The 11,925-nt window shown below is 40.9% G+C and carries 12 protein-coding genes and 7 tRNA genes; 14 read left to right on the top strand and 5 right to left on the bottom strand.

What is annotated here, in order from left to right; genetic code table 11:
- Positions 1-240: 240 nt before the first annotated feature.
- Positions 241-894: a GNAT family N-acetyltransferase gene (locus H5119_RS19105; RefSeq protein ID WP_138586455.1), complete on the top strand. Its 654-nt coding sequence runs from the start codon at positions 241-243 to the stop codon at positions 892-894.
- A gap of 989 nt (positions 895-1,883) precedes the next feature.
- Here the strand turns inward: H5119_RS19105 and H5119_RS19100 are convergent.
- Positions 1,884-2,183, bottom strand: coding sequence for a DUF3301 domain-containing protein (locus H5119_RS19100; RefSeq protein ID WP_182703358.1), 300 nt, complete (start codon positions 2,181-2,183; stop codon positions 1,884-1,886).
- The gene (locus H5119_RS19095) at positions 2,184-3,212 is read right to left on the bottom strand and encodes a DUF3549 family protein (protein WP_182703357.1); all 1,029 of its coding nucleotides are present in this window, start codon (positions 3,210-3,212) and stop codon (positions 2,184-2,186) included.
- Positions 3,213-3,316: 104 nt separating this feature from the next.
- On the opposite strand from H5119_RS19095, the gene H5119_RS19090 reads away from it, so the two are divergent.
- Genes H5119_RS19090 through H5119_RS19080 form a run of 3 tightly spaced genes read left to right on the top strand, consistent with a single transcriptional unit; the run spans position 3,317 to position 4,843 of the window.
- Positions 3,317-3,637 carry a YqcC family protein gene (locus tag H5119_RS19090; RefSeq protein WP_182703356.1) on the top strand — a complete coding sequence of 107 codons (321 nt, stop codon included), beginning with the start codon at positions 3,317-3,319 and terminating at the stop codon, positions 3,635-3,637.
- Positions 3,630-4,394, top strand: coding sequence for a tRNA pseudouridine(65) synthase TruC (truC, locus tag H5119_RS19085; protein WP_182703355.1), 765 nt, complete (start codon positions 3,630-3,632; stop codon positions 4,392-4,394). The genes H5119_RS19090 and truC overlap by 8 nt, the downstream gene beginning before the upstream one ends.
- On the top strand, positions 4,394-4,843 hold the full coding sequence (locus H5119_RS19080; RefSeq protein WP_182703354.1) for a flavodoxin: 450 nt from the start codon (positions 4,394-4,396) through the stop codon (positions 4,841-4,843). The genes truC and H5119_RS19080 overlap by 1 nt, the downstream gene beginning before the upstream one ends.
- Before the next feature lie 58 nt (positions 4,844-4,901).
- Here the strand turns inward: H5119_RS19080 and H5119_RS19075 are convergent, their stop codons facing one another.
- Both H5119_RS19075 and gloB read right to left on the bottom strand, forming a co-directional pair.
- A complete protein-coding gene (locus H5119_RS19075; protein WP_182703353.1) occupies positions 4,902-6,485 on the bottom strand; it encodes a LysM peptidoglycan-binding domain-containing protein in 1,584 nt (527 codons plus the stop codon).
- 133 nt (positions 6,486-6,618) lie between these two features.
- A complete protein-coding gene (gloB, locus tag H5119_RS19070) occupies positions 6,619-7,392 on the bottom strand; it encodes a hydroxyacylglutathione hydrolase (protein ID WP_182703352.1) in 774 nt (257 codons plus the stop codon).
- A 53-nt stretch (positions 7,393-7,445) separates the two neighbouring features.
- On the opposite strand from gloB, the gene H5119_RS19065 reads away from it, so the two are divergent.
- Positions 7,446-8,231 carry a class I SAM-dependent methyltransferase gene (locus H5119_RS19065; RefSeq protein ID WP_182703351.1) on the top strand — a complete coding sequence of 262 codons (786 nt, stop codon included), beginning with the start codon at positions 7,446-7,448 and terminating at the stop codon, positions 8,229-8,231.
- 162 nt (positions 8,232-8,393) lie between these two features.
- On the opposite strand, the gene rnhA is transcribed toward H5119_RS19065, so the two are convergent.
- On the bottom strand, positions 8,394-8,858 hold the full coding sequence (rnhA, locus tag H5119_RS19060) for a ribonuclease HI (protein WP_077537534.1): 465 nt from the start codon (positions 8,856-8,858) through the stop codon (positions 8,394-8,396).
- Between the two features lie 68 nt (positions 8,859-8,926).
- On the opposite strand from rnhA, the gene dnaQ reads away from it, so the two are divergent.
- The 9 genes from dnaQ to H5119_RS19015 all read left to right on the top strand — a co-directional run bounded on the left by dnaQ (position 8,927) and on the right by H5119_RS19015 (position 11,881).
- Positions 8,927-9,640, top strand: a complete 714-nt coding sequence (gene dnaQ / locus H5119_RS19055; protein WP_182703350.1) for a DNA polymerase III subunit epsilon — start codon at positions 8,927-8,929, stop codon at positions 9,638-9,640.
- 9 nt (positions 9,641-9,649) lie between these two features.
- The gene (locus tag H5119_RS19050; RefSeq protein WP_182703349.1) at positions 9,650-11,017 is read left to right on the top strand and encodes a TIGR03503 family protein; all 1,368 of its coding nucleotides are present in this window, start codon (positions 9,650-9,652) and stop codon (positions 11,015-11,017) included.
- Between the two features lie 97 nt (positions 11,018-11,114).
- Positions 11,115-11,191, top strand: a tRNA-Asp gene (locus tag H5119_RS19045).
- A gap of 27 nt (positions 11,192-11,218) precedes the next feature.
- A tRNA-Asp gene (locus H5119_RS19040) sits at positions 11,219-11,295 on the top strand.
- 41 nt (positions 11,296-11,336) lie between these two features.
- Positions 11,337-11,413, top strand: a tRNA-Asp gene (locus H5119_RS19035).
- 31 nt (positions 11,414-11,444) lie between these two features.
- Positions 11,445-11,521, top strand: a tRNA-Asp gene (locus H5119_RS19030).
- A 38-nt stretch (positions 11,522-11,559) separates the two neighbouring features.
- Positions 11,560-11,636 (top strand) — tRNA-Asp (locus tag H5119_RS19025).
- A 37-nt stretch (positions 11,637-11,673) separates the two neighbouring features.
- Positions 11,674-11,750 (top strand) — tRNA-Asp (locus H5119_RS19020).
- A 54-nt stretch (positions 11,751-11,804) separates the two neighbouring features.
- Positions 11,805-11,881 (top strand) — tRNA-Asp (locus H5119_RS19015).
- Positions 11,882-11,925 lie beyond the last annotated feature (44 nt).

The raw sequence follows: 11,925 nt of genomic DNA, 5'->3' as shown, positions 1-11,925 counted from the left end.
ACCACAACTTATCAGTGAGCATTAATCGGGGCATGGTAATCTCGTAAGGTTTGTTTTTGGCGAAGTAAATTATACGAGATTACCGCTTACGCACAAAATTCAAACAAAGATCAACAGCCCCTAGTACCTAACTGTACCTCCTGCTAGTTAAACTCTCGCTGAATTTACGGTTAATAATTTTAGGTATATAGTTAGGTATAAAGTTAAACAGCCTATAGCTAAAATAATAAAGGAAATACAATGAGTGTAGCCATACAAGCAGACACGTTCAGCGTACAGTATTTAGCGGCAGAAGATATTAGTACTGCAGCGAGCCTAATTTACCAGGCTTATCATGACGATCCCGTATTACAAAACATGCTCGGTCATAGTGAAGAAAATAAATCGGCTTATGAAAAAAAATTACGATCATTAATTCGCGAAGAACTCAGTAGTTTTTGGCAAGAGAAGCAGCCGCTTATTGGTTTATACCGTGACGATAAATTAAAAGCAGTGGCCTGTGTATTTGAATCAAATAGCCAACTGCAAGCCCAACGTTATTGGCACTGGCGATTAAAGTTGATGCTGAGTGCTGGTTATTTGCAGACCAATCAGTTAATTGAAAAAGAACAAACAATTAGAGATGCCCTTACAGATAAAGGTAATTACTACTTTTTAGCATTTATCGCTGTAGATCCGCATTTTCATGGACAGGGGTTTGGTCGCTATTTATTAAGAGGGTTAGATGATTTAGTTAAATCAAACGCTAAGTCAACCGGTATGGCTGTATTTGTTACGCGTAAAGAACACATTGAATTTTTTAAAACCGAAAAGTTTGAAGCATTTAAACACCTTACTTTTAACCAAGTAGATGGCGAGTTACTATTTAAATCAATAATTGAGCCAACTATTTAAAATTATGTGTAAGCCAATGCGCCCAAACGGACATAAGTCCGTGAGATATCTCTTACATTACCGTGAGCATTATCAGTTAAAGACGACTATTAAGTGGTCTTTTTTTATTTAAGCCATTGTTATTCAATATTAATTTTATATTTTCATTTTTGTGACAGTTATTTTTTCAATGTTAAGTGCTATTTCTCCCCCTTAATTGCTTTAAACTTTACTTTGTCAAGAAGACATAGCTCAATGACTGAGTTACTGCCAAGGATACGGAATAGGCAGCATAGCAGAAGCTCGCAGGATGCAAAAAGGACAAGTTAACAAGGACGAACAGGAAGTGCATGATGCACTAAAGTGGCAGGAGCTACTTCAAAGGATTACCATGGACGATGCTACAGGATGTAGCCAAGCGTTAGTTTACGCGATTTGCCAAGGAGGCAAGAGGATAACGCAGGATGCAAAAATAGCAGGCGCTATTTAAAGGATTACCATGGACGATGCTACAGGATGTAGCCAAGCGTTAGATTACGCAGTTTGCCAAGGAGGCCAAAGGACATTGCAGGATGCAAAAGTGGCAGGAGCTACTTCAAAGGATTAACATGGATGATGCTACTGGATGTAGCCAAGCGTTAGTTTACGCGGGTTTGCCAAGATGGCTATGGATATTGCAGGATGCAATGTGAGGGTAGACAAGGTTGTTTACTCGTTCAGGGGATGATAATACGGATTTATAGATAACGGATATCTAGCAGGAAGCAGTCCAATTGGGGCGTAACTTTAGTTACGCCTTAGTTTTTTGTGTTGGATTAATTACCTATCTATAATGCCAGTATAATACCAAACTGCATAAATCTTTGATCAATTTAACGAATTAAATTGCACTATAACGTCGTTGAAATTTTTTATTTAGAACAACTAGATACAAAAATTTTTGCCTAGTTTTAACGTAATTTTCTTAACGTAAAATAGACCCATATATAGGCAGATTGGTATAACAAGGCCTATATTTTATGCGGCGGAACAACCACACTTTTCAAAAACTCATTCTCCATAATTAATACACCTTGATAAGCATTTTCACCATCGCTTGAAAATTCAAATATAAATTCACTTTTGATCCCAGGCTTACCATTTTTTAAAAAACCAAAGCGACGCTTAGCGCATGCAACACTCATCAGCTGCACTTGAAGCTGCTCACTTTGGCGCTTAGCATGAACGTTCGCCGCTTCAGCAACTTTTCGGTTAATCCAAAATAAGTAAATTACACTACCAATAAGTATGAACGTCCATAAACTTGCCATTTAAGAGAATAACCTTCCAATTGCACGCGCGAGGGTTTCGCTACGATTTTCTTTACGTAATAAGCCTAATAAATGCGGGCGAATAGTCGGTATTGCAACTAAGTCAGCAAAAATACTTGGAAACAATTCCTCAATTTTTTGATGATGTGCGCAATTATCCATAAATACATGTAAGCGTTCCGGGTTTTCTAATTGCTTAAAACAACGCCCAGCTATTGTTAATAGCACATCTGAATCTTGCCCAATAGGTGAGCTTAGTACAGTATCAACCAATTGAGCGCATAACCCTTGAGCTTGACCTTTTGAAACGGATCTTAGTGCTGCGGTTATCGCCGCTGTGTCGTTGTTACTAATTGCGGCCTGCGTGTAATCAACAAGTAACTCACTCATTGATGTTGGTATTTCAACGTGTTCAAGCATAGCACTGAGTGGTTGCAGTACTTCAACGGGCAAATGTGGCCATGCTTTTTGCAGATTACTTAAGTTTGTATCGCTGTCTAAGCGCAGTGCAAAATCGGCAATACCCTGCAGTGCAACACTTTGCCAGTTACCAAAACCAATCTTACCGCTAAAGTATAACTGCGCATGCTCGTAGTACTGCGACGCAGGCTGTTTTAATAGTACTTTTACTTGAGCGTTAAATGCCGCTAATTTATTTGCGTTTGGCGTAAAAACATAAGGGTTATTATCAAGCTTTCCATCGGCTTGCTCACCTGTAATTTCAGTCCCTAGCGCTTGAATAACCATATCAGCAAAGTGATCGCGACTAGCACTGACAAGCATGCTTTGTTCATCAAGTGGGAACTTTAAAAACCATACATATGGTTCTTTACTGGCTTTAATATCCCAAAATTGAATGGCGAGCCATGCATGCCCTGCAAGTGGATAAGGGTAAGGCACTTGAGCTTGTTCAATAGCTAAAAACTGTTTTTTATCAAGCTTAGTAATGTGCCTGCCAATATCAAAAGCACGCCACTGAGTACCCGCACCATCTAAAAGCTGACCTAATGTAGCTATTTGATCACTCATTGTTTTCTCAACTGTTTTTACTGCAAAATTACATTAATTATACGCCATAGCCGCCTATGAGGGAACAGGGTATAATTGCATTACATATATAAAAGAGGGTGGTTATGTACCAGCAAACCCAAACTTATTTAGTGCAGCTAACGGCACTTTTACAAAAGCATGCGCTTTGGCAAAGTGAGCCAATAGACGCTGATGCACTGCTTTCAAACACTCCTTTTTGCCACGATACAATGGCGTTTGAGCAGTGGTTACAATTTGTATTTATTGAAAAAGTACAACAACTAATAACGCATAAGCAACCACTGCCACGTAACTTTGCTATTGCCCCTATGGCGCAAATGACGCTTATGAATAAAGCAGGAAATGCTGAAATAATTGAATTACTAACAGCCCTTGATACCTTTTTAGGAGAACCAAATGAGTGAGCGCCCAGCGTCTATTGAATATGGCGAGCTGACAATTTTGTATCAAGATGAAAACTATGTGGCTATAAATAAACCCTCTGGTTTATTAGTGCATCGCTCGTTTTTAGATAAACACGAAACCCAGTTTGCTATGCAAATGCTGCGCGACCAACTAGGGCAACATGTATTTCCAGTACATAGGCTCGATAGACCAACATCGGGTGTATTACTGTTTGCATTGAGCTCTGAAGCTGCTCGCGATATGAACCAGCTATTTATTGAGGGCACCATTGCTAAGCGCTATTTGGCCTTAGTGCGCGGTTTTGCACCAGAGTCGGTATTTTTAGATAAACCGCTTAAAGAAGAACTTGATAAAATAGCCGATAAGTTTGCAGATCAAGATAAAGCACCGCAAGAAGCGCAAACCCAGTTTAATTGCTTGCACCAAGCTGCATTGCCTATTCCTATAGGTAAGTATCCAACAGTGCGTTACTCGTTAGTTGAGTGTTTTCCAAAAACCGGGCGCAAGCATCAAATTCGCAGACACTTAAAGCACTTATCACTGCCTATTATTGGTGATGTAAATCACGGTGATAACCAGCATAATCAATTTTTTAGGGAGCATTTTGAGCTAAGACGGCTAATGTTATTTGCAACAGAGCTTAGTTTTGTGCACCCTTACAGTAATGAACCAATAACAATTAAAGCGCCACTAGGTGAAGACATGCTTAAAATATGCAAGCAGCTAGGTTGGCCAGAGCAAGAAAAGGATTATTAATGGCACATATTAGTATTTTTGTAGGCAGCGTTAATGGCGGTGCAGAGCGTTTAAGCGATGAAGTTGCAACCACAATAGAGCAGGCGGGTCATACTGCCACCGTAATCACAGAGGCATCACTAGATGATATAAAAAATGCATCGCATATTTTAATCGTTACCTCCACAACTGGCCAAGGCGATGTACCGAGTAATTTGGCTGGGTTGTACTTTGCAATGAATAGCACTTTCCCGATGCTTACTGATAAACCATTTGGTGTAATTGCAATGGGTGACAGATGCTACGGCGATACATTTTGTGGCGCAGGGCGTAGCTTTGACGAGTTACTACGCGATTTACAAGCAAAGCCTGTGGGCAACCGCCTAGAAATAGATGCATGTGAAGATTTTGAACCATGGCCAGTAACCGAGCCTTGGTTAAAAGTATGGCTAGATAAGTTACCGGCTTAACTTAAGACATTTAAAAAAGGAGCGCATGCGCTCCTTTTTGCTTTTATAGCTTTATAAATTAACTACTTCTGACATCTACTTTAAGTTTTAGCTTTTGGCCAGGTTGTAAGTATTTTTGACCAGCTAAATTATTCCACTTAATGATATCGTTAACAGCTAAGTTAAATTTAGACGCAATACGTGCAAGTGAATCGCCTCGGCGTACTTTATACGTAATCGTACGGTTGGTGCTGGCAATAGCACTTTGAGGCTTGTTTATTGATTTATAGACAGTAAGATTTTGATTTAAACGCAGCACAGAGTTTTTCTTCAGCTTATTCCATTTAGCTAATTCATCCATAGTCACATCGTATTCTCGGCTAATATCCCACAATGTATCGCCGCTTTTTACTTTATGGGTAAGTTTAGTTCGTGTGTTTTTATTTGCTGCTAAGCGCATTTGCTTTGGTAAATGCTCGCTATTTATTGCGCCATCAGTCAGCGGAACTAATAATTGTTGGCCTACTTTAATCGTATTTGACTTGAGTTTATTAAGCGAGCGAATAGCGCTCAAACTTGTTGTAAACTTTTTAGCAATTACCGATAAGCTATCACCGCGTGCTACTGTATATTGTTGCCAGCGTAAACGATCTTTAATGTCTGTTCGTGCCAGTTTTTGGCTAAATTGCTCTGCTTTATCTACGGGCAATAATAAAGAATGAGGACCATTTGGATCCGTTGCCCAGCGATTAAAGCCAGGGTTTAGCCTGTATAGCTCAGTAAGCGTCATATCAGCCATATCGGCAGCCAGTGCTAAGTCGATTTGAGAGCCAACATCAACCACTTCAACTACTTGTGCATTAATAACAGGCTGCCATGTAACGTTAAAGTCATCTGAGCGTTTTAATAAATCAGCAAGGGCTAATAGTTTAGGCACATAGGCTGTTGTTTCTCTTGGTAAATCAAGAGACCAAAAGTCGGTAGGTAAGTGCTTTTTACGGTTCTTTTTAATCGCGCGCATTAAACGCCCTTCACCCGAGTTATACGCAGCAATCGCATTTAACCAATCGCCTTCGAGTGTTTTATGTAAATACGACAAGTAATCAAGTGCAGCACGAGTCGATTGCACAATGTCACGGCGACCGTCGTACCACCAGTTTTGTTTTAAATCGAATCGCTCACCGGTTGCAGGCATAAACTGCCAAATGCCAGATGCACTGCGATTAGAATAACCAAACGGATCAAATGCACTTTCTACAATTGGCAATAGTGCAATTTCGATTGGCATCTCACGCTTTTCGACCTCTTCAACAATAAAATGCAAATAGGGCTCTGCGCGTTTGGAAATACGATCTAAGTAAGCTTGGTGCCTTGCGTAATAATTACGCTCTGCTACAACGGGGCGGTTTTGTGGTATGTCGATAGAAAGTTGATAGCGGATGCGCTCCCATACATCATCAAACACGGGGGCTTCTTGTTCTTCACTGTCAATTTGCTGATATTGTGCGTTTACCATCAATGCATTGTTAATATCGTTGGGACTTGCGCCGCCTAGCTGCTGATTTGCTTGCGAGGCAATTTGAGAGTCTGACTCTAAGGTTGTGACTGTTTGACAACCGCTTAGCGCGAACGCCAAGACTACTAATAGGGGAGGTTTATTCATAAATACCAATACATTGGGTAAAAAACTCGGCGAATACTACCTGTAATGAGCAAATATTGCCACTGGATGACTTTTTAACGCTAGGCTGAAATTATTTATCTATTTTAAGTCTATGATTTTAAATTAAAATGCGCTAAAAATTATCTTTGAACATCCTAAGACTAGCAAAGTTTTCCCAAGGTTCATTATTTTTTGTGAGTAATATAAACTCTTTTGGTACCTGCTCTGTCATTGTTGGTAGGTCACTGCGCATAAATGGGTTTATTTTCAGCTCTTGCCCGATAGAGGTCGGTAGGGAAATTTGATTGTTACTACGTAATTCATCTATTTTTTTACTGTAGGCAAGGAGTTCAGGGTTGCGTGGTTCAACCGCTTTGGCAAAGGCAAGATTAGCTTGCGTGTATTCGTGCGTGCAATACACACTACAGCTTGCAGGCAGCGCTCTTAGTTTATTAAACGATTCCCACATTTGCTTTGGTGTGCCTTCAAATAATCGCCCACATCCTGCGCTAAATAATGTATCGCCGGTAAAAGCAAGTTCAGCATTTGTATAACAAATATGATCAAGCGTATGCCCAGGCGTCGCTAAAATAGTAAAGTTAGTATTAAGCACACTGATACTTTGCCCGTCATTAAGTGGGTGGGTAACGCCTTTAAACGGGCTATTAGCAGGGCCATAAACCGAGATCCCTGAATAGGCGTTAACTAATGCAGTGACGCCATCTGTATGGTCGTAGTGATGATGTGTGATCAAAATACCACCAAGTGTTAAGTTATGCTGCGCTAAATACGTTAATACAGGCTCGGCTTGTCCTGGGTCAACCACCCATGCTTGGTTACTGTTATCGGTAGTTAGACACCAAATGTAATTATCAGAAAAGGCTTTGATTGCTTTGACTTGCACCATGGTAAATTGCTCTATAAAGTGACACTTATCACATAGTATAACGAGCTCAAAAAATGAAACCAGCCCTTAGTTTTCAAGAAGGACCCAAACCACTGTCGTGGCAGCAGTTCCCTCATGGGGATTACTTGCGCACAGATATCGAACGTAAGATGGAGCAATGGCTGCCGCGTATGTTTGGCTATCATATGCTTAAGTTGGGTAATTTAAGTGGCGAGTTGAACACAAGTATAAGTATGATTAAACATCAGGTGTGCGTAGCAGAGCCGGGGCCTCATACAGGTGTTGTGGCAGATATCGATGAGCTGCCATTTTATGAGCACAGTATTGATGCCTGTATATTAAGCCACTGCTTAGAGTATCACTCTGATCCACATCATATTTTACGAGAAGCGCATCGCACGCTTATTCCTGGCGGCTATATATTAATTACTGGCTTTAATCCGTTTAGCTTGTGCGGGCTTGCACAAATGTTGCCTTTTAGTGGTCAAAAGCTGCCGTGGACAGGGCGCTTTTTTACCCCTGCGAGGGTTAAAGATTGGTTAAATTTACTTGGTTTTGAAATTGTTAGTGATGAACGTTTTATCTACTCATCACTGGCAAGAGGTAATAGGCTATCAAGATTTGAGTTTTGGCGTACGTTTGCAAAGCAATATTTAAAACCAATGGGCAGTGTGTATATGCTGGTGGCACGAAAAAGAGTGGCACCACTTACGCCAATAAAACCTAAATGGCATGCAAGGCCGCAATTTTCACCCGTAAAAGGTGCGGGGCTTAGGCAAACATCTAAACAACATTTTAAATCGTGCGAGCAAGAAAATAATACCAATTGCATTAAATAAGTGATCTATTATAGCGCTAAGAAAATAGCACATTAACAAGGCGAAAATTGTGACATATAGTTGTTCTATATGAATAATTTTTAACGCAGTTAGTGAGTTATTTAATGCGATAGAATGAACATGTTTTTAATAAAATTGGTATAACAACTAGCTTAGAATAAACTAAGGCTGGTAACCTACATCTTCTAGTAAATCTTTACTGCCTGCGGCATCGCGTGCTAAGTCGTCAACTATTTCGTTGTACTTGTGGCCGCTATGCCCTTTAACCCATTTCCATGTCACAGTGTGTTCACTGCATGCCTTATCTAGGCGTTTCCATAAATCGACGTTTTTAACCGGTTTCTTAGCGGATGTTAACCAGCCACGTTTTTTCCAGTTAGTGATCCACGATTCAATACCTTGCTTAACATATTGGCTATCGGTTGTTAGGTTTACTTTGCATTCTCGAGTGAGTGATTCAAGGGCTACAATGGCCGCGAGCATTTCCATTCGGTTGTTGGTTGTGAGTTTATAGCCTTGGCTTAATTCTTTTTCATGGGCATCGTAAATCATAAAAATACCATAACCGCCGGGGCCTGGATTACCTAAACATGAGCCATCGGTGTAAATCTCTACGGTTTTTTGCACTGTTTTACCTTGATTTTATGTACAATAAAGTGATTATAGAAAGATACCAGAATCAGGCTAAATTCGATATGGCACGTAGACAAATAGTTTTAGATACAGAAACCACCGGCATCGACCCTAAACAAGGGCATCGTATTATAGAAATTGGTTGTGTGGAGTTAGTAAACCGTCGTTTAACAGGCAATAACTTTCACGTTTATATAAACCCACAACGACCAAGCGAAGAGGAAGCAATCGACGTTCACGGTATTACTAACGAGTTTTTGCGTGATAAACCACTGTTTCATCAAATTGCCCAAGAGTTTTTCGACTATATTGAAGGGGCTGAACTAGTTATTCATAATGCGCCGTTCGATATTGGCCACATGGATAACGAATTTGCATTGCTTAATCAGGGCTATCCAAAAACGAATACATTCTGCCAAGTGCTCGACACGCTTAAAATGGCGCGTGACTTGCACCCAGGCCAAAAGAACAACCTTGATGCGTTATGCCGCCGTTACGATGTAGACAATGCTAAGCGAACGTTACATGGCGCATTACTGGATTCTGAGATTTTAGCCGACGTTTACCTTGCCATGACAGGCGGTCAAACAAAGCTAAACTTAAATCAAAATAAAGAGGAAGGCAGTGAACAACGAAAAGGGGGTATTAAGCGTTTAAATAGTGACAGAGCCCCACTAATAGTATTACGAGCAAGCGATGCTGAGCAAAGTGCACACGAAGCCCGATTAGATCTTGTAAATAAAGAAGGCGGCCAATGTATATGGCGCGCTGAATAAGGCGATATAATGAAAACGATATATTTTGTAACCGTGTTATGTGTTGCTAGTATTTTTACAAGCAGCGCGTACGGCGTTAAGCAAGTTGAACTATTAAAGCGCGACGGGAAACAAAATGAGATCCCTCTGCTGGATAATCGTTTTCGTATAGATAGCAACCTAGATAAAATAACATTGCTAATTTTTAGGGAACCAGGTTCTCCAGCCGTCGTTTTAGTTAGGCCCGATGGAAGTAAGTACTTAGTGAGTGAGCTTGCTAAAAACCTAGAGGTCGACTGGTATGATGAAATTAGTTACGACATTGTTAGTATTAAAAACCCTATGCCAGGCCCTTGGCAGGCCATAGGTAGGATCCGCTCTAATAGTCGAGTTATTGCATTAGGGAAAATAGATTTAGAGGTACAAGCATTCCCTTCTTTAATCTTTAGAGGCGAAACAATTAAAGTTACTGGTCAAATACTAAATGATGGTGAGCTGATCAATGCTGATTTTTTTAAAGATGTAGTTAACTTAGACCTTAGTTTTATTAGCACCAATAAAGAAAACTATGCAAATTTTGGGGCGGGTAGGGAAGATGTTGCTACGTATAAAGATGATGGCTATGACTTAGATGAGCGTGCGAGGGATGGCGTATTTACAGGAGAGTTAACGTTTAGTTTTCCTGCTGGTGAGTGGACTCCCGTGCTTTCTATCATAACGCCTCTGCTTGAACGTCAAATAGTGCAAAACCCATTAATCGTTCACGAACCTCCCCTAAGTTACGATATTGAGCTAGGTAAAGATGGAGACGATCATCTTTTAACAATTAATATCGATAACACAATGGTTGACCCTGCCACCGTAATTATCCAAGGAAAGATTTACTATCCTAATAACGAAGAGCAAATGTTTGTGATAGATGCGGTCGCTAATCAATCACGCCAACTAAGTGTCAAAAATTATGATTGGGGACGATATAATATCGAACTGTCCATTTTTGGCACAAATATTAATGGTCGCGAATTTATGGCGACCCTGCCAACGTATAAATTTGAAGTTGCACGACCCATCGAAGTCATTCCAGAAATCGAAATACCAGCAATTAGTGAACCTGAGATAATAATTCAGAGCGAACCAGAAGAAGAAAAAATGACAGCGGCTATGCTAACGAGTCTGATAGTTGGTTGTAATTTACTCATTTTATTAATAGGTTGGTTATCCATTCGTGTATTCGTCCAGAAAAAACCGATAAAATTTAACGTGAAGCTGCCTTTTTTAAAGAAAAAGAAAGTGAGCGAAGACAAAGTTACCGACTCAGGAAAAAATCAACTTGGTAAAAATGGCTCAAAAAATGACAAATCAGGTGAAATTTTAAACCTTTCGATGTCAGATGACTAAAAAACCTATAAAAAAACAAAAAAGCCCTTGACGAAATAGGGGTTGGTTCGTATTATTCACGCCGCTGTCAGGGAGACCTAAACAGCAACGAAAATATGGAGTGGTAGTTCAGTTGGTTAGAATACCGGCCTGTCACGCCGGGGGTCGCGGGTTCGAGTCCCGTCCACTCCGCCATTTTCGAAAAACTTGTAAGTAAAAGCTGGAGTGGTAGTTCAGTTGGTTAGAATACCGGCCTGTCACGCCGGGGGTCGCGGGTTCGAGTCCCGTCCACTCCGCCAACACTTACACAACGTATGGTTGTAAAACATATTCTTATTATGGAGTGGTAGTTCAGTTGGTTAGAATACCGGCCTGTCACGCCGGGGGTCGCGGGTTCGAGTCCCGTCCACTCCGCCAATAAGAAAAAATAACAGTTTAAATATGCGCTGGAGTGGTAGTTCAGTTGGTTAGAATACCGGCCTGTCACGCCGGGGGTCGCGGGTTCGAGTCCCGTCCACTCCGCCAACTATTTAAACGCTGTTATATTACAAGATTTGTATGCTGGAGTGGTAGTTCAGTTGGTTAGAATACCGGCCTGTCACGCCGGGGGTCGCGGGTTCGAGTCCCGTCCACTCCGCCAACAAATTAAGTAATAACAAGTATAATGATATCTCTGCGGAGTGGTAGTTCAGTTGGTTAGAATACCGGCCTGTCACGCCGGGGGTCGCGGGTTCGAGTCCCGTCCACTCCGCCATTTGATATCATGATTAAAATTAGTAAGTGCATTACCCCATGCACATACCACTGCGGAGTGGTAGTTCAGTTGGTTAGAATACCGGCCTGTCACGCCGGGGGTCGCGGGTTCGAGTCCCGTCCACTCCGCCATTTGATATCATGATTAAAATTAGTAAGTGCATTACCCCATGCAC

This window comes from Pseudoalteromonas sp. SG45-5 (assembly GCF_014164085.1).
Taxonomy (GTDB): Bacteria; Pseudomonadota; Gammaproteobacteria; order Enterobacterales; family Alteromonadaceae; genus Pseudoalteromonas; species Pseudoalteromonas aliena.
This window is presented reverse-complemented; position numbering and strand designations above follow the sequence as displayed.

What these genes read in the sequence shown, in the direction of transcription:
- gloB (WP_182703352.1), bottom strand. Translation starts at nt 7,392, where the DNA reads ATGGTGCAAGTCAAAGCAATCAAAGCCTTTTCTGATAATTACATTTGG.
- H5119_RS19090 (WP_182703356.1), top strand. Translation starts at nt 3,317, where the DNA reads ATGTACCAGCAAACCCAAACTTATTTAGTGCAGCTAACGGCACTTTTA.
- truC (WP_182703355.1), top strand. Translation starts at nt 3,630, where the DNA reads ATGAGTGAGCGCCCAGCGTCTATTGAATATGGCGAGCTGACAATTTTG.
- dnaQ (WP_182703350.1), top strand. Translation starts at nt 8,927, where the DNA reads ATGGCACGTAGACAAATAGTTTTAGATACAGAAACCACCGGCATCGAC.
- H5119_RS19050 (WP_182703349.1), top strand. Translation starts at nt 9,650, where the DNA reads ATGAAAACGATATATTTTGTAACCGTGTTATGTGTTGCTAGTATTTTT.
- H5119_RS19080 (WP_182703354.1), top strand. Translation starts at nt 4,394, where the DNA reads ATGGCACATATTAGTATTTTTGTAGGCAGCGTTAATGGCGGTGCAGAG.
- H5119_RS19065 (WP_182703351.1), top strand. Translation starts at nt 7,446, where the DNA reads ATGAAACCAGCCCTTAGTTTTCAAGAAGGACCCAAACCACTGTCGTGG.
- H5119_RS19095 (WP_182703357.1), bottom strand. Translation starts at nt 3,212, where the DNA reads ATGAGTGATCAAATAGCTACATTAGGTCAGCTTTTAGATGGTGCGGGT.
- H5119_RS19075 (WP_182703353.1), bottom strand. Translation starts at nt 6,485, where the DNA reads ATGAATAAACCTCCCCTATTAGTAGTCTTGGCGTTCGCGCTAAGCGGT.
- H5119_RS19100 (WP_182703358.1), bottom strand. Translation starts at nt 2,183, where the DNA reads ATGGCAAGTTTATGGACGTTCATACTTATTGGTAGTGTAATTTACTTA.
- H5119_RS19105 (WP_138586455.1), top strand. Translation starts at nt 241, where the DNA reads ATGAGTGTAGCCATACAAGCAGACACGTTCAGCGTACAGTATTTAGCG.